Origin of the sequence: Serratia sp. Nf2, from assembly GCF_003028435.1 — a bacterium.
Classification (GTDB): Bacteria; Pseudomonadota; Gammaproteobacteria; order Enterobacterales; family Enterobacteriaceae; genus Serratia; species Serratia marcescens_L.
In genome coordinates, this window is sequence record NZ_PYTW01000004.1 from 113,181 (window position 1) to 129,230 (window position 16,050).

The window sequence follows — 16,050 nt, forward strand, 5'->3', positions numbered from 1 at the left end:
CAAATATATCTTTTTCTTTGCAATAGCTTCACCGTCTGATTTCAGTTCAGAGCATAACTGCTGCCTGGAGCGATCCAGCGCGCGATAACTTATGAGATATCACTATGACTAATTCGCTTACGATGTTGGTGGCCGATTTGTACCCGCAATTGCAGGCCTGGCGCCGCGACTTCCATCGCTATGCCGAATCCGGCTGGTTTGAGTTCCGCACCGCCACCCTGGTGGCGGAAGAACTCGATCGGCTGGGTTATCGCCTGCAGCTGGGCCGCGAGGTAATCAAGGCCGAGGCGCGCATGGGACTCCCCTCGTCCGATGAGCTGGAAGCGCAGGAACAGCGCGCCCGCAATCAGGGGGCGTTGGAAAAATGGTTGCCGCACTTTTCCGGCGGCTTCGCCGGCATCGTCGCAACGCTCGATACCGGCCGCCCCGGCCCAACTATCGCCTACCGCGTGGATATGGACGCCCTCGATCTCAACGAATTGCTGGAACCCGAACACCTGCCGTTCCGTGAAGGCTTCGCCTCTTGCAACAGCGGCATGATGCATGCATGCGGTCATGACGGCCATACCACCATCGGCCTGGGGCTGGCGCACGTCTTCAAAAGCCTGGAGTCCCAGCTTCGCGGCACCGTCAAACTGATCTTCCAGCCGGCGGAAGAAGGCACACGCGGCGCAAAATCGATGGTGGAGGCCGGCGTGGTGGACGACGTCGATTTCTTCACCGCGGTGCATATCGGCACCGGCGTGCCGGCTGGTGAGCTGGTATGCGGCAGCGACAGCTTTATGGCCACCAGCAAGCTGGACGTCACCTTCCGCGGCGTCGCCTCCCACGCTGGCGCCAAGCCGGAAGACGGTCGCAACGCTCTGCTCGCAGCGGCGCAGGCTGCGCTGGGGCTTTACGCCATCCCGCGCCACAGCGAAGGCAGCTCGCGCATCAATGTCGGCGTGCTGCAGGCCGGCACCGGCCGCAACGTGATCGCCGATCGGGCGTTTATGAAGGTGGAGACGCGCGGCGCCACCAATGAGATCAACGCGTTCGTCTATCAACAGGCGCTGAACGCCATCGAAGGCGCAGCCAAGATGCACGGCGTCGCCTGCGACATCGCGCTGATGGGCGCTGCGCAGAGCAGCAAACCGACCCAACCGTGGGTGGATTACATCCGTCGCCAGGCACAGCAGATAACCGAGCTGACCTCGGTGGTCGATCGCCGCGAACAGGCTGCGGGTTCAGAGGACGCCACCTACATGATGGAACGGGTGAAATCCCGCGGCGGCCAGGCCTCATACGTCATTTTCGGCACCGAGCTGAGCGCCGGACACCATAACGAGAAATTTGACTTCAACGAGCAGGTGATGGCAGTGGCGGTGAAAACGCTGGCGTCGCTGGCGCTGAACCTGCCGACATTCGGGAGCGGATCATGAGCAACTCAGAACTACAGGCATTTATCGACGACTACATTGACCAACGTCAGCCTCGCTTCAGCGCGCTGAGCGACGCGATTTGGGACCACCCGGAAACGCGCTTCAACGAGACCTATTCCGCCACGTTGCTGGCCGATGCGCTGGAGCAGGAAGGCTTCTCGGTCGAGCGCGGCGTGGGCGACATCGAGACGGCGTTTATCGCCAGCTACGGCAGCGGCCACCCGGTCATCGCGTTGCTGGGCGAGTACGACGCGCTGGCCGGGCTGAGCCAGCAGGCGGGCCGCGCTACGCCGCAGCCGCTGGTGGAAAACGGCAACGGCCATGGCTGTGGCCACAACCTGCTGGGCACTGCGGCGCTGGCGGGCGCCTTCGCCGCCAAGGCGTGGATGCAGCAGAACCGGCTGACCGGTACCTTACGCTTCTACGGCTGCCCGGGCGAAGAAGGCGGCTCCGGCAAAACCTTTATGGTGCGCGAAGGCCTGTTCGACGACGTCGACGCCGCCCTCACCTGGCACCCGGAAGGCTTCAGCGGCATGTTCAATACCAGTACGCTGGCCAACATTCAGGCGGCGTTTCACTTCAAGGGCGTCGCCGCCCATGCCGCCAACTCGCCGCACCTGGGGCGCAGCGCGCTGGACGCGGTGACGCTGATGAATACCGGTGCCAACTTCCTGCGCGAACATATCGTACAAGAAGCGCGGCTGCACTACGCGGTCACCAACACCGGCGGCAGCTCCCCCAACGTGGTGCAGGCCGACGCCGAGGTGTTGTACCTGATCCGCGCGCCGCAGCTCGATCAGGCGCAGGACATTTACCAACGGGTGATTAACATCGCCAAGGGCGCAGCGCTGATGACTGACACCCAGATGGAAGTGCGCTTCGACAAGGCCTGCTCCAACTATGTGCCGAACCGCAGCCTGGAACGCGCGATGTATCAAAACCTGTGTGATTTCGGTCTGCCCGAGTACAGCGACGCCGAACGCCGCTTCGCCGAGGAAATCCGTCAGACGCTGAGCCGCGACGATCTGCGCAACGCCAAACTCAACATTGCCCGCACCGGCGGCGCAGCCGGGCGCGAGTGGGTGCAGCGGCTGGGAGATAAGGTGCTGATGGATGAGGTCGCTCCTTATGTGGAGTCCGATGACCTGCTGTACGGTTCTACCGACGTTGGCGACGTGAGCTGGGTGGCGCCGACCGCCCAATGCTTTAGCCCCTGTTTCGCACTCGGCACGCCTCTGCACACCTGGCAACTGGTGGCGCAGGGCCGCACCGCTATCGCCCATAAGGGCATGTGCCTGGCCGGCAAAGTAATGGCGGCGACCGCCATCGATCTGCTGAGCGACAGTGCCCTGCTGGCGCGCTGCCGCAGCGAGTTTGATCGCCGGCGCGCCGAACAACCGTACCGCTGCCCAATCCCGCAGGGGGTGAAACCCTCCCCATTGAAATAGCATGAACAGACAGGGCCCGACTCACCGGGTCACTAAGCATAATTATAAATAAATCAAATAATAACAATCACACAACAGAGCAAACACAGAGGGTAAAATCATGAGTGAGGCCACAACGCCAATCAATAAAAGCCCCGGACGCGTTTTTTACTGGGTGGAACGCATCGGCAATAAGATCCCCAATCCGTTTTTACTGTTCGTCTATTTGATCCTGGTGCTTATGCTGGCCACCGCGCTGTTTTCCTGGCTCGATGTAGCGGTAAAAAATCCGGCCACCGGCGAGCTTATCAAGGTGAATAACCTGATGAGCGTGGCGGGCATGCAGTGGATATTTCCCAACATCATCCATAACTTCAGCAGCTTTGCGCCGCTGGGGGCTATTTTGGCGCTGGTGATAGGCGCCGGCCTGGCGGAAAAGGTCGGCTTGCTGCAGGCGCTGATGTACAAAATGGCCTCGCGCGTCAGCGCCCGCTACGCCAGTTATATGGTGCTGTTTATCGCCTTCTTCAGCCATATATCGTCGGACGCCGCCCTGGTGGTGATGCCGCCTCTTGGCGCGCTGATGTTTGTGGCGGTGGGCCGCCACCCAATAGCCGGACTGCTGGCGGCGATCGCCGGCGTCGCCTCCGGTTTTACCGCCAACCTGTTGATCGTCACCACCGACGTATTGCTTTCCGGCATCAGCACCGAAGCCACCAAAGCAGTGGATGGCGCGATTCACGTTAGCGTGATCGACAACTGGTACTTTATGGCCACCTCCGTGATCGTACTGACCATCGCCGGCGCGCTGCTCACCGACAAGTTTATCGAGCCCCGGCTGCCGAAGTGGCAAGGCAGCGCCGAAGACAAAATCGCCGCGCTGACCCCGCTGCAGAACCGGGGACTGATGATGAGCGGCATCGCCGCGCTGGTGTTTATCGCTATCATCGCCGCTCTGGTGGTGCCGGAGGCCGCGCCGCTGCGTGACCCGAACACCGGTTCGTTGATCCCTTCCCCGTTCATAAAGGGTATAGTGCCGATCATCATCCTGTTCTTCTTCACCGTCGCCATTACCTATGGCGTAGTCACCAAACAGATCCGGCGGCCGGATGACATTCCCCACCACTTGCTCGATCCGATGAAAAGCATGGCGGGTTTTATCGTGATGGTATTTCCGCTGTCGCAGTTCGTGGCGTTCTTTAACTGGAGCAACATGGGCAAGTTTATGGCCGTCGGCCTCACCGATATGCTGGAAGCCGCCGGCATGAGTGGCGCACCGGCATTTCTCGGCCTGATGTTCCTCTCCGCCTTCCTGTGCATGTTCATCGCCAGCGGCTCGGCGATCTGGTCAATTTTGGCGCCGATCTTCGTACCGATGTTTATGCTGCTCGGTTTCCACCCGGCGTTCGCCCAGATGATCTTTCGCATCGCCGACTCCGCGGTGCTGCCGCTGGCACCGATGTCGCCGTTCCTGCCGCTGTTCCTCGGCTTCCTGCAACGCTACCGCAAAGACGCGCAGCTCGGCACCTATTACGTGCTGATCCTGCCCTATCCTGTGGTGTTCTTCAGCGTGTGGATTTTGCTGCTGCTGGTCTGGTATGCGCTTGGGTTGCCAATCGGCCCGGGCGTGTATCCGAAACTGGGCTAAACCCCCCCGCTATCTCGCCCCGAGCCGGCTCGCGGGGCGGGTTCTCTTCCCCCCCGAGCCCAGAAGAAAAATTGATCTTCCTCACCCTCCAAACGCCCCAACGCATTATTTCATTGCCTTGCTAAACCGGTTCTTCTATTTTAGCAACCCATCTGACAAGGACAAAAACAGGGATTAAGCATGATGAATCGCGTATGGGTACTGGGAGACGCCGTGATCGACCTGGTGCCGGAAAATGCCAACGGTTATCTCAAATGCCCCGGCGGCGCGCCGGCTAACGTAGCGGTGGGTATCGCCCGGCTCGGTGGCGACAGCGCTTTTATCGGGCGAGTGGGGCAAGACGGCTTCGGCGCCTTTCTGCAGCAGGTGCTGAGCGATGAAGGGGTGGATATCGGCCATATGCGGCCAGACCCCGAACACCACACCTCCACGGTCGTGGTGGATCTCGATCTGCAGGGTGAGCGCTCATTCACGTTTATGGTGCAGCCCAGTGCCGATCTATTTTTGCAGCCCGACGATCTGCCGGCTTTCCAACGGGGTGAATGGCTGCACCTCTGCTCCATCGCGCTCTCGCAGGAGCCCAGCCGCAGTGCGGCCTTCACGGCGATGGAGCGCATTCGGGCGGCCGGTGGCCGGGTCAGTTTCGATCCCAACATCCGCGAAGAGGTCTGGCGCCAGCCGGAAGCACTGCGCCCCTGCCTGCAAAAGGCGCTGCTGCTGGCGGACGTGGTGAAACTGTCGCGCGAAGAGCTGGCTTTCATCAGCCATCTTGACGATCTGGAGAACGCCATTCGCTGGATGATGCAAACCTATCCGCTGCGCCTGTTGCTGGTGACACTGGGCGGCGACGGCGTCTATGTGCATGATGGCCAACGGCTACGCCATTTCCGCGCGGCGCCTGTCGTTCCGGTCGATACCACCGGCGCCGGCGACGCCTTCGTCGCCGGGCTGTTAGCGGCGCTGGCGCGCCTTCACGAATTGCCGCAGGAAGCGCAATGGCCGGCGGTTATCGCCCAGGCGCAGGCCTGCGGCGCGCTGGCCACCACCGCCAAAGGCGCCATGACCGCCCTGCCCCACGCCGACGAGCTGGCAGCTTTCCTGCGTTGATCCTCTGCTTCCACGGCGAGCCTAAGGTTCGCCGTGGTCTTTTTGTCCACGATTTGCGCGCTCGATCACAATAGCTGAATCGGGTTAGCTAACTGAGTTGCCAGCGCGCTTCCCTCTCGTTATCTTTCGCCATGAAAAACCGGTTTAGCAATTTAGCAAACAATAATAACAACCCTTACCCGGATGATAGACGATGATGAAAAAACTCAGCTATTTAGCGATAACAACAGGGCTTTTCCTCTCTGCTTCCAGCGCAGCGGCCTCGGGCAGCGGCAGCATCGAGGCGCGTCTCAACGCGCTGGAACAACGTCTGGCGCAGGCGGAATGGCGCGCCGCACAGGCTGAAACCCGCGCGACGGCGGCGGAACGTCGGGCGCAACAGCTGGAACAACGCACCGCCAACACCGAACGGCAAACCGCGCAGATTGTGCAGCATGCCGCCACGCCGGAAACGCCGATTGCCAACGCCAGCGTGCTGCAACTGAGCGGATTCAATGACCTGAAGCTGTACGGCGACGTGGAGTTCAACCTGGACGGCGCCAGCCGCAGCGGCCAGCTGACGTCGCTGAAAGGCAGCGACCACAAAGACTGGAAGCCCGGCAACAAAGAACGTTGGGATATCAACGGCCGCATTCTGGTCGGGTTGGACGGCTACCGCCGCAATCAGGACGGCAACTTCTCCGGCTTCAGCGTGCAGCCGCTGGCGGACATGACCGGCAAAATGAACCTGGACGACGCCGCCTTCTTCTTCGGCAATGAAAAGAACTGGCAAACCAAAATCGGCCGCTTTGAAGCCTACGACATGTTCCCGCTGAATCAGGACACCTTCATTCAATACTCCGGCAATACCGCCAACGATCTGTACGCCGACGGCTTCGGCTATATCTACATGATGAAAGAAGGCCGCGGCCGCAGCAGCAGCGGCGGCAACCTGATGTTGAGCAAATACGCCGGTGATGTCTATTTCGAGCTGAACACGCTGGTGGAGGACGGCACTTCGCTGTTCCAGGACAACAGCTACCACGGCAACGCTCTGGACAATAAGAAAAACGTCGCCTATTTGCGCCCGGTGATCGCCTGGAAAAAAGACGCCTTCAGCATCGCGGCGGCAATGGAAAGCAACGTGGTGAATAACGCCTACGGCTATCAGGACGGCCAGGGCCGCTTCGTCGATCAGTCCAAACGCAACGGCTACGGCATGACGATGAGCTGGAACAACAGCGCCGCCGATCCGGATAACGGCGTGGTGGCCAACCTGAGCACCGCCTATCTGGATGCCTCAGGCGAGCAAGACTTCACCGCCGGCGTCAACGTGCTGTGGCGGCGCTTCGAACTGGGTTATATCTATGCCCATAACAATATCAAAGAGTTCAATACCGCCGGGATCGCCGCCGATATCCACAACCCGCTTAGCGAACCGGGCAACTACGACATCCACACCGTTCACGCGTCGTATCAGATACCTAACATTATGAATATGAAGAATTTCAATCTGTATTTAGGCGCCTATGTGTCGCTGCTTGAAGCCAACGCCGACAACAAGATAGCCAACGGCGACAACGATCAACGTTACGGCATGCGCGCCAGATTCAAGTATTTCTTCTGACATCGATTCACGGCGCTGCGCCGCAAACTGCGCGGCGGCATTTTTATTTAGCAAGGGGACAACATGGACATTACCGCAACCGCCAACGCGCTGTTGCCGCTGCTCGGCGGTAAAGAGAACATCGCCAGCGCCGCCCACTGCGCCACGCGCCTGCGCCTGGTGCTGGTGGACGACAGCAAGGTGGACAAAGAGGCCATCGGCAAACTGGACGGCGTCAAAGGCTGCTTCAGCAACGCCGGTCAGATCCAGGTGATCTTCGGCACCGGGCTGGTCAACAAGGTGCATGCGGAATTCATCAAGGCGGCGGGCGTCAGCGAATCCAGCAAGGCTGAAGCCGCCGATATCGCGGCGAAAAAGCTCAACCCGCTGCAGCGCATCGCCCGCCTGCTGTCGAACATCTTCGTGCCCATCATCCCGGCGATCGTCGCTTCCGGCCTGCTGATGGGGCTGCTCGGCATGGTGAAAACCTACGGCTGGGCCGATGCCAACAGCGCGCTGTTTATCATGCTGGATATGTTCAGCTCGGCGGCGTTCATTATCCTGCCGATTCTGATCGGCTTCACCGCCGCACGCGAATTCGGCGGCAATCCCTACCTGGGCGCCACGCTCGGCGGCATTTTGACGCATCCGGCGCTGACCAACGCCTGGGGCGTCGCCGGAGGGTTCCACACCATGAACTTCTTCGGTCTGGACATCGCCATGATCGGCTATCAGGGCACCGTGTTCCCGGTGCTGCTGACGGTGTGGTTCATGAGCGTACTGGAAAAGCGGCTGCGCAAGGTGATCCCCAACGCGCTCGATCTGATCCTGACGCCGTTCCTGACGGTGGTCATCTCAGGCTTTGTCGCCCTGCTGTTTATCGGCCCCGCCGGCCGCGCGCTGGGCGACGGCATCTCCTTCGTGCTCAGCACGCTGATTGCCCATGCGGGGTGGTTCGCCGGGCTGCTGTTCGGCGGCCTCTATTCCGCTATCGTCATCACCGGCATTCACCACAGTTTCCATGCGGTAGAAGCCGGACTGCTCGGCAACCCCAATATCGGCGTCAACTTCCTGCTGCCGATCTGGTCGATGGCCAACATCGCGCAGGGCGGCGCCTGCCTGGCGGTGTATTTCAAAACCCGCGACGCCAAAATCAAAGCCATCGCGGTGCCTTCCGCCTTTTCCGCCATGCTCGGCATCACCGAGGCGGCGCTGTTCGGCATCAACCTGCGCTTCGTGAAGCCCTTCCTGGCGGCACTGGCGGGCGGCGCGCTCGGCGGCGCCTGGGTGGTGGCCAACCACGTCGGCATGAACGCGGTCGGGCTGACGGCGATCCCCGGCATGGCGATCGTGCAGGCCAGTTCGCTGGTCAGCTATATCATCGGCCTGGCGATCGCCTTTGGCAGCGCCTTCGTGCTCTCCCTGCTGCTGAAATATAAAACGGACGCGCAATGATGGAAGAACTCAGCTTAATCAAACAGGCGCTGCGGGCCGTAATGGGCGGCCAGCCACTCGCGCTGCGCGATCCGCACCGCCCGGCCTGGCATCTGGCACCCAGCGTTGGCTTGCTGAACGATCCCAACGGCTTTATCCAGCACAACGGCGTTTATCACCTGTTCTATCAGTGGAACCCGCTGGGCTGCGATCATCGTAACAAGTGCTGGGGACACTGGCAGTCGCTTGATTTAGTGCGTTGGGAACATCAGCCGATCGCCCTGGCGCCGGGCGCCTGCTACGACAGCCACGGCTGTTACTCCGGCTCGGCGGTGGTGGCGGAAAACAAAATCACGCTGATCTACACCGGCAACGTGAAATTTCCCGACGGCTCACGCACGGCTTACCAATGCCTGGCTCAGGAAAGCGATCGGGGCGAATACCGCAAACTCGGGCCGGTGCTGCCGCTGCCGGAGGGCTACAGCGGCCACGTACGCGATCCAAAAGTGTGGCGTCATCAGGATGCCTGGTACATGGTGCTCGGCGCGCGTGACTTGCAGGATCGCGGCAAGGTGCTGCTGCTGCGTTCCAGCGATCTGCGCGACTGGCAAGCGCTGGGAGAGATCGCCGGTTCCGGCCTGAACGACCTGGGTGAATTCGGCTACATGTGGGAGTGCCCGGACCTGTTCTCGCTGGGCGGCGGCGACGTGTTGATCTGCTGCCCGCAGGGGCTGGCGCCGCAGGCGGAACGCTATCTCAACCGTTATCAGGCCGGCTATCTGCTCGGCAAGCTGGATTACCGGCAGGCGGCCTTCAGCCACGGCGAATTTCGCGAGCTGGACGCCGGCTTCGAGTTCTACGCGCCCCAGACGACGCTGGCGGAAGATGGCCGCCGCCTGCTGTTCGGCTGGATGGGCGTGCCCGAGCAAGATGAAGAAGCCCATCCGACGCGCCGTTACGGCTGGATCCACACCATGACCTGCCCACGCGAGCTGTCGCTGCGGCATGGCCACCTCCACCAACGCCCGGCGCGCGAGCTGCAACAGCTGCGCGGCGAGCGAGAAGACTGGCAAGGCCACGCCGATGACGCCCCCACCTATGCGCTGGGGGCCGCGGAGCTGCAAATATCGCCGCAGGGTGCGTTCAGCGCCGCCTTTGGCGATGCCATGACGCTGAACTGGGACGGCGATCGGCTGCAACTGACGCGCGCTTCCCTGGCCGACAGCCGGCCGGAGCACCGTTACTGGCGCGGCCCGGTCACGCATCTGCAGCTGCTGTTCGATCGTTCCAGCGTGGAAATCTTCATCAACCACGGCGAGGCGGTGATGAGCGCGCGCTACTTCCCGGCAGGTGAACCGCAACTGCGGCTGAACGGGAGCGCACCGCTGGCGTTGGAATACTGGCCGCTGACGCCATGCATGCTAGAATGACGCATCCTCCGATGACTTCAGATGGCGTCAGTGAAAAAAAATAAACGCATTACCATCAGTGACATCGCCACGCTGGCCGGGGTGTCGAAATCGACCGCCAGCCTGGTGCTGAACGGCCGCAGCAAGGAATACCGGGTGTCCGACGACACCCGCGATCGCATTCTGGCGCTGGCGCACGAACACCATTATCAGCCCAGCATCCACGCCCGCTCTTTGCGATCCAACCGCAGCCATACGCTGGGGCTGGTGGTGCCGGAGATGACCAACTACGGCTTTGCGGTGATCTCGCGCGAGCTGGAAACGCTGTGCCGCGAAGCCGGTCTGCAGCTGTTGATCGCCTGCACCGATGAAAACCCGGCGCAGGAGATGATGGCGGTGAACAGTCTGGTGCAGCGGCAGGTCGACGGTCTGATCGTCGCCTCCAGCCAGCTGAACGACGCGGAATACCAGAAGATCAACGCCGGGCTACCGGTGGTGCAGATGGACCGCCTGATCGCCGGTTCCGAACTGCCGCTGGTGATCACCGACTCGGTTAATGCGACCGCCGACCTGGTGGAAAAGGTCGCGCGCCAACATCCGGATGAGATCTATTTTCTCGGCGGGCAGCCGCGCATTTCACCGACCCGCGATCGGCTGGCCGGCTTCCAGCTTGGCCTGGAGCGCGCCGGCGTATCGTGCAAACCGGAATGGATCATCAACGGCAGCTACCACCCCAGCTCGGGTTACGAGATGTTCGCTCAGCTGTGCGCACAGCTGGGGCGTCCGCCCAAAGCGCTGTTTACCGCCGCCTGCGGCCTGTTGGAAGGGGTATTGCGTTATCTGACTCAGCATCAGCTGATGGAGAGCGACATCCACCTGTGCAGCTTCGACGATCACTACCTGTTCGATTGCATGACGCTGAAGATAGACACGGTCGCACAGGACTGCCGGGCGCTGGCGCAACATAGCTTCAGCAAGGTCACCGCGCTCATCGACGAGCGGCCGCTGGAACAGAATGCGCTTTATCTACCGGGCCGTATCCACTGGCGCCATGCCGGTTCCCGGGCGTTGTTGGCCGGGGAGTGATATCTCTGAATCAATAAAAAAGGGCGCCTGAGCGCCCTTTATCGTTTTGCTGCCGCTACTTGGCGGCGCCTTCCATGCCCACCAGCCCCACTTTCAGGTAGCCGGCTTTACGCAGGGTGTCCATCACGCTCATCAGCGTTTCATAGTCCACGCTCTTGTCCGCCTGGAAGAAGATGGTGGTTTCTTTGTTCGCCTGAGTGCGTTGATCCAGCACCGAAGTCAGCTGATCGGCATTCACCGGCTGATCGCCAACGTAGAGCTGCTTGTCAGCCTTCACCGACAGGAACACCGGTTTCTCCGGCCGCGGCTGCGGTTTGGCGGAAGAAGCCGGCAGATCGACGCGGATATCTACCGTTGCCAGCGGCGCGGCCACCATAAAGATGATCAACAGCACCAACATGACGTCGATAAACGGCGTCACGTTGATTTCATGCAGTTCGCCGCTGTCGTCCAGATCTTCATTTAAGCGCATCGCCATGACTCACCCCGCCCGCAGTTGGTGTGCGTGCTGTGAGCGCTTGGCTTCCGCCGTTGCGGCCAGATCCAGATCGCGGCCCTGCAGCAGCAAGACCTGCGCCGCCACGTCGCCTACCTGGGCGCGATGGCCGCTGATGACGCGGGCGAAGATGTTGTAGATAACGACCGCAGGGATCGCCGCCACCAGGCCCATCGCAGTCGCCAGCAACGCCTCTGCGATGCCCGGCGCCACGACCGCCAGGTTGGTAGTCTGCGAATGGGCGATGCCGATAAAGCTGTTCATGATGCCCCAGACGGTACCGAACAGGCCGACGAACGGCGAGATGGCGCCGATGGTGGCCAGGAAGCCGTTGCCGCGGCCCATGTTGCGGCTGTAGGCCGCCACGCGGCGCTCGAGGCGGAAACCGGTGCGTTCCTTGATGCCGTTGTTGTCGTTGGATTCCGCAGACAGCTCCAGCTCATTTTGCGCATCGTTCAGCAGTACCGCACTGACGCTCTCCGGGGAGAAGTTTTGCGCCAGTTCGGAAGCCTCATCCAGCGAACGCGCTTCGGCCAGTGCCAACTGCTCGCGACGCAGACGACGTTTGGCACGCAGCAGTTCACTGCCTTTGGCGAACAGAATGGTCCAAGTCACGATAGACGCCAGCACCAGGCCGATCATCACCGCTTTCACCACCGCGTCGGCGTGCTGGTACATGCCCCAAATGGACAGGTCCATGCCGCGGGTTTCCGGTGGCTGGATCGTCGGTGCCGGGTTTACCGGCGTGATGCTTTCCGGCGCGGCGGCTGCAGGTGCAGGCGCGGTGGTCGGCGCAACGCTTTCGGTAACGGCCGGATTGGCCGCCGGCGCTGCCTGCGCGCTGCCGGCCAGCCCCACGACCAGCACCATAGAAGCCATCAGGCTGCGGCCAAAGGCCTTGCCCCACTGCGCCCGGCCCTGGCCGAACGATCCTTGATTTAAATTCTTGCCAGCCGTTTTCACGCTGTGCCTCCACCCATTACCGATCAAAATTAAGGAATAATTCAGCGTGCGATCATATCAAACCAACCGGGGATTGATAGTAGTTCTCATTATTATTTACCAAATAAACGAGAAAATTTTAGCCAACCCCGCCGCAAAGCGCCAATCCGCGCCCGTTCACCGCCAAACGCCCCTTTTATAGGGTTATTTCGTTACTTTTCTTCCACAACGACGCAACAACGCCACGCTGCCGAACGGCGTCTTGACCGAGGAATGGGCTTCTCTCTCGCACCAGGGCAGAAGGATGAGGCGAGAAAGGCACACCTGGCAGCCAATAATAGCCGTTTCTGTATCTGGAAGTTAAAACGTCTGGATGGCTATATTAACTCATGCTAACGTAAGGGCTATCGCAAACGGGCACGTGCAGAGCAACCAAAGGTGAGCCAGGTACCATGACGTCAAAACACATCGAAACCACGCTGATCGGCGCCGGCCGCGGCAAACGCTACACCCAGGGCTCCGTCAATCCCGTCACGCAACGCGCCTCTTCTTTGGTCTTCGACTCCGTCGCTGCCAAAAAGCACGCCACCGCGCAACGCGCCCACGGCGAGCTGTTTTACGGCCGACGCGGCACCCTGACCCACTTCGCCCTGCAGGATGCGATGGTGGAGCTGGAGGGCGGCGCCGGCTGCGTGCTGTACCCCTGCGGTGCGGCGGCGGTGGCCAATGCGATCCTGTCGTTCGTCGGCGCCGGCGATCACCTGCTGGTCACCGGTTCGGCGTACGAACCGACCCAGGATTTCTGCACCCACATCCTCGGTCGCATGAACGTCAGCACCACCTATTTCGATCCGCTGATCGGCGCCGATATCGCCACATTGATCCAACCCAATACCCGCGTGGTGTTCCTGGAATCCCCCGGCTCCATCACCCTGGAAGTGCAGGACATTCCGGCGATGGTGCAGGCCATTCGCGCCGTGGCGCCGGAGGTGGTGATCATGATCGACAACACCTGGGCGGCGGGCGTGCTGTTCAAGGCGCTGGATTTTGACATCGACATTTCTATTCAGGCCGGCACCAAATACCTGATCGGCCATTCCGATTACATGCTCGGCACCGCCGTCTCCAACGCGCGCTGTTGGGATCAACTGCGCGAGTACTCCTATCTGATGGGGCAGATGGTGGATGCCGACACCGCCTACATGGCGAGCCGCGGCCTGCGCACCCTGAGCGTGCGCCTGAAGCAGCACGAGCGCAGCAGCATTGAGGTCGCCAACTGGCTGGCCGAACGGCCGGAGGTGGCGACGGTCAATCACCCGGCCCTGCCCAGTTGCAAGGGCCACGAGTTCTACCGCCGCGACTTCAGCGGCTGCAACGGGCTGTTCTCTTTCGTGCTGAAAGAGCGGCTGGACGATGCGCAGCTGGCCGCCTACCTGGACAACTTCAGCCACTTCAGCATGGCCTACTCCTGGGGCGGCTTCGAGTCGCTGATCCTGGCCAACCAACCGGAAGAGCTGGAAGCGATCCGTCCGGCGGGCGGCGTCGATTTTTCCGGCACGCTGGTGCGCGTGCACATCGGCCTGGAGAACGTCGAAGACCTGATCGCCGATCTGGCTGCCGGCTTCGATCGCCTCAACGGCGTGCGCTAAGGCGGATTCCGCTAATTTTCTTCGTCTCGTTTAATGTCGGCTTAAGCTATTAGCGGTACACTATCCGGGTAACTGTCAGATACGGTAACCGCCGCACCCTGGAGAACGTGACCCCGGGCGCAACCGGCATGCAACAGGACATAAAATGGATGTATTACGAGAGATTATTCATGCGCTTTGGCAGCAGGACTTTACCGCCCTCGCCGATCCCAGCGTAATTTGGGTGGTTTACGCCGTACTTTTCACCACTCTGTTTTTGGAAAACGGACTGCTGCCCGCCTCCTTTCTCCCCGGCGACAGCCTGCTGCTGCTGTCGGGCGCACTGATCGCCAAAGGCGTGATGGGCTTTGCCCCCACCCTGCTGATTCTGACCGCCGCCGCCGGCCTCGGTTGCTGGTTGAGCTATATCCAGGGCCGCTGGCTGGGCCACACCGGCCTGGTGAAGAGCTGGCTGCTGCAGCTGCCGGCACAGTACCACCAGCGCGCACACAACCTGTTCAACCGCCACGGGTTGACGGCGCTGCTGATCGGCCGTTTCCTCGGCTTTGTGCGCACCCTGCTGCCGACCATGGCCGGTATTTCCGGGCTCAACAGCTCACGCTTCCAGGTGTTCAATTGGCTGAGCGCGGCGATCTGGGTTTGCGCGCTGGTGGGCCTCGGCTATGCTTTCAGCCAAATCCCGCTGGTGAAGCGCTACGAAAGCCAGGTGATGACCGGCCTGATGCTGCTGCCGCTGCTGCTGCTGTTCGTCGGCCTGCTGGGCGCCATGCTGGTGATCTGGCGTAAAAAACGCGCCGCCTCCTCCTGAGCCAGGCGCACTACAGCGCCTTCTCGACCAACGCCAGGCTGGCAGGCAGTTTGCTCACCAGTGTATCCACCGCCAGCCGCACCTTCAGCGGCAGGTGAGGCGTGTGCGGCCACACCGCATGCGCGTCAAAGGCGGCACCCGGCCGGTCGCGCAGCAAGCGCACCAGCGCCCCGCTCAACAGCTGCTCACGCACCAGCCAGCACGGCAGCCAGGCAATGCCGAACCCCGCCGTCGCCGCATCCGCAATCGCCTGCAGATCGTCCATTTGCAGCCGGTTATTCGGCATCACTTCCTGCGGCTTACCGTCGCTATCCAATACCAACCAGCTGCGCCGCGCACCGGCGCGCATATAGGTCACCGCCTCATGCTGGGCCAATTGCTCGATGCTGCGCGGTTCGCCGCACCGCTGCAGATAGGCCGGCGAGGCGCACAGCGTCATGCGATGATCGCCGATACGCCGCGCCACCAGCCCGCCGCTGTTGGCCAACGTGCCGTTACGGATCGCCATATCGAAGCCGTCCTCAATCAGATCCACCACCCGATCGCTGAACGACAGCTCCAGCTCCAGGCCAGGGTGCTCGCGCGTCAGCTCAGTCAGCAGCGGCGCAATGCACATGCGGCCAAACAGCACCGGCATCGATACCCGCAGCCGGCCGCTGACCTGTCGCTTGCCCGACTCCAGCAACGTTTCCGCGCTGCGGATCTCCTCCAGCGCCCGCAGGCAGCGTTCATAGAACAACGCGCCGTCGTCCGTCAGGCTCTGGCTGCGGGTGGTGCGATGAAACAGCCGCACACCCAGCCGCTGTTCCAGCCGGGCGATGGTTTTCCCCACCGCTGAACGTGACAGGTGCAGCCGACTGGCCGCCAATGCAAAACTGCCCGCCTCCACGGCGGTGACGAATACCGAAATGCCGCTCAATCGATCGCTCATGATTTGTCGCTCTGAAAGAAACAATCTGCGGAAATCTTATCGCCACTGGCGAACCTCTATCAACGATATTATCGACAGGTCGTTAATCGCTGACTTTGGAGAACATC

Annotated in this window: 13 protein-coding genes; 10 read left to right on the forward strand and 3 right to left on the reverse strand. The window is 61.4% G+C overall.

Annotated elements, in window-relative coordinates; all coding sequences use genetic code 11:
* The first annotated feature begins 104 nt into the window (after positions 1 to 104).
* From C9411_RS10810 to C9411_RS10845, 8 genes are all read left to right on the forward strand, one after another.
* The gene (locus C9411_RS10810; protein ID WP_063988689.1) at positions 105 to 1,421 is read left to right on the forward strand and encodes a M20 family metallo-hydrolase; all 1,317 of its coding nucleotides are present in this window, start codon (positions 105 to 107) and stop codon (positions 1,419 to 1,421) included.
* Positions 1,418 to 2,869, forward strand: coding sequence for a M20 family metallopeptidase (locus C9411_RS10815; protein WP_107227045.1), 1,452 nt, complete (start codon positions 1,418 to 1,420; stop codon positions 2,867 to 2,869). Before C9411_RS10810 ends, C9411_RS10815 begins: the two co-directional genes overlap by 4 nt.
* 100 nt (positions 2,870 to 2,969) lie before the next feature.
* Positions 2,970 to 4,496, forward strand: a complete 1,527-nt coding sequence (gene abgT / locus C9411_RS10820; protein ID WP_107227046.1) for a p-aminobenzoyl-glutamate transporter — start codon at positions 2,970 to 2,972, stop codon at positions 4,494 to 4,496.
* Positions 4,497 to 4,676: 180 nt separating this feature from the next.
* A complete protein-coding gene (locus C9411_RS10825; protein ID WP_063988686.1) occupies positions 4,677 to 5,603 on the forward strand; it encodes an aminoimidazole riboside kinase in 927 nt (308 codons plus the stop codon).
* A gap of 196 nt (positions 5,604 to 5,799) precedes the next feature.
* Positions 5,800 to 7,209 (forward strand): carbohydrate porin, encoded by a 1,410-nt coding sequence (locus C9411_RS10830; protein ID WP_107227131.1) that lies wholly within the window; start codon positions 5,800 to 5,802, stop codon positions 7,207 to 7,209.
* A gap of 63 nt (positions 7,210 to 7,272) precedes the next feature.
* Positions 7,273 to 8,643: a sucrose-specific PTS transporter subunit IIBC gene (locus C9411_RS10835; protein WP_060443844.1), complete on the forward strand. Its 1,371-nt coding sequence runs from the start codon at positions 7,273 to 7,275 to the stop codon at positions 8,641 to 8,643.
* On the forward strand, positions 8,643 to 10,052 hold the full coding sequence (locus C9411_RS10840) for a sucrose-6-phosphate hydrolase (RefSeq protein ID WP_107227132.1): 1,410 nt from the start codon (positions 8,643 to 8,645) through the stop codon (positions 10,050 to 10,052). The genes C9411_RS10835 and C9411_RS10840 overlap by 1 nt, the downstream gene beginning before the upstream one ends.
* Positions 10,053 to 10,073: 21 nt before the next feature.
* Positions 10,074 to 11,117 carry a LacI family DNA-binding transcriptional regulator gene (locus C9411_RS10845; protein ID WP_107227047.1) on the forward strand — a complete coding sequence of 348 codons (1,044 nt, stop codon included), beginning with the start codon at positions 10,074 to 10,076 and terminating at the stop codon, positions 11,115 to 11,117.
* Between the two features lie 55 nt (positions 11,118 to 11,172).
* Here C9411_RS10845 and exbD read toward each other — a convergent pair whose 3' ends face one another.
* Positions 11,173 to 11,595: a TonB system transport protein ExbD gene (gene exbD, locus C9411_RS10850; RefSeq protein ID WP_004937307.1), complete on the reverse strand. Its 423-nt coding sequence runs from the start codon at positions 11,593 to 11,595 to the stop codon at positions 11,173 to 11,175.
* A 3-nt stretch (positions 11,596 to 11,598) separates the two neighbouring features.
* Complete coding sequence (gene exbB, locus C9411_RS10855) at positions 11,599 to 12,576, reverse strand: tol-pal system-associated acyl-CoA thioesterase (protein ID WP_072269874.1); 978 nt, start codon at positions 12,574 to 12,576, stop codon at positions 11,599 to 11,601.
* A 431-nt stretch (positions 12,577 to 13,007) separates the two neighbouring features.
* Between exbB and metC the strand changes: the two genes are divergently transcribed.
* Both metC and C9411_RS10865 read left to right on the forward strand, forming a co-directional pair.
* A complete protein-coding gene (gene metC / locus C9411_RS10860; protein WP_107227048.1) occupies positions 13,008 to 14,204 on the forward strand; it encodes a cystathionine beta-lyase in 1,197 nt (398 codons plus the stop codon).
* A 145-nt stretch (positions 14,205 to 14,349) separates the two neighbouring features.
* Positions 14,350 to 15,012: a DedA family protein gene (locus tag C9411_RS10865; protein WP_063988684.1), complete on the forward strand. Its 663-nt coding sequence runs from the start codon at positions 14,350 to 14,352 to the stop codon at positions 15,010 to 15,012.
* Positions 15,013 to 15,022: 10 nt separating this feature from the next.
* Here the strand turns inward: C9411_RS10865 and C9411_RS10870 are convergent, their stop codons facing one another.
* Entirely contained in the window at positions 15,023 to 15,943 is a 921-nt protein-coding gene (locus C9411_RS10870) for a LysR family transcriptional regulator (protein WP_063988683.1), read from the reverse strand.
* Positions 15,944 to 16,050: the final 107 nt, after the last annotated feature.

Excerpts from the sequence above, each read along its gene's own strand:
- C9411_RS10840 (WP_107227132.1), top strand. The coding sequence starts at position 8,643 with ATGGAAGAACTCAGCTTAATCAAACAGGCGCTGCGGGCCGTAATGGGC.
- abgT (WP_107227046.1), top strand. The coding sequence starts at position 2,970 with ATGAGTGAGGCCACAACGCCAATCAATAAAAGCCCCGGACGCGTTTTT.
- C9411_RS10845 (WP_107227047.1), top strand. The coding sequence starts at position 10,074 with ATGGCGTCAGTGAAAAAAAATAAACGCATTACCATCAGTGACATCGCC.
- C9411_RS10825 (WP_063988686.1), top strand. The coding sequence starts at position 4,677 with ATGATGAATCGCGTATGGGTACTGGGAGACGCCGTGATCGACCTGGTG.
- C9411_RS10830 (WP_107227131.1), top strand. The coding sequence starts at position 5,800 with ATGAAAAAACTCAGCTATTTAGCGATAACAACAGGGCTTTTCCTCTCT.
- C9411_RS10815 (WP_107227045.1), top strand. The coding sequence starts at position 1,418 with ATGAGCAACTCAGAACTACAGGCATTTATCGACGACTACATTGACCAA.
- C9411_RS10870 (WP_063988683.1), bottom strand. The coding sequence starts at position 15,943 with ATGAGCGATCGATTGAGCGGCATTTCGGTATTCGTCACCGCCGTGGAG.
- C9411_RS10865 (WP_063988684.1), top strand. The coding sequence starts at position 14,350 with ATGGATGTATTACGAGAGATTATTCATGCGCTTTGGCAGCAGGACTTT.
- exbD (WP_004937307.1), bottom strand. The coding sequence starts at position 11,595 with ATGGCGATGCGCTTAAATGAAGATCTGGACGACAGCGGCGAACTGCAT.
- metC (WP_107227048.1), top strand. The coding sequence starts at position 13,008 with ATGACGTCAAAACACATCGAAACCACGCTGATCGGCGCCGGCCGCGGC.
- C9411_RS10835 (WP_060443844.1), top strand. The coding sequence starts at position 7,273 with ATGGACATTACCGCAACCGCCAACGCGCTGTTGCCGCTGCTCGGCGGT.
- C9411_RS10810 (WP_063988689.1), top strand. The coding sequence starts at position 105 with ATGACTAATTCGCTTACGATGTTGGTGGCCGATTTGTACCCGCAATTG.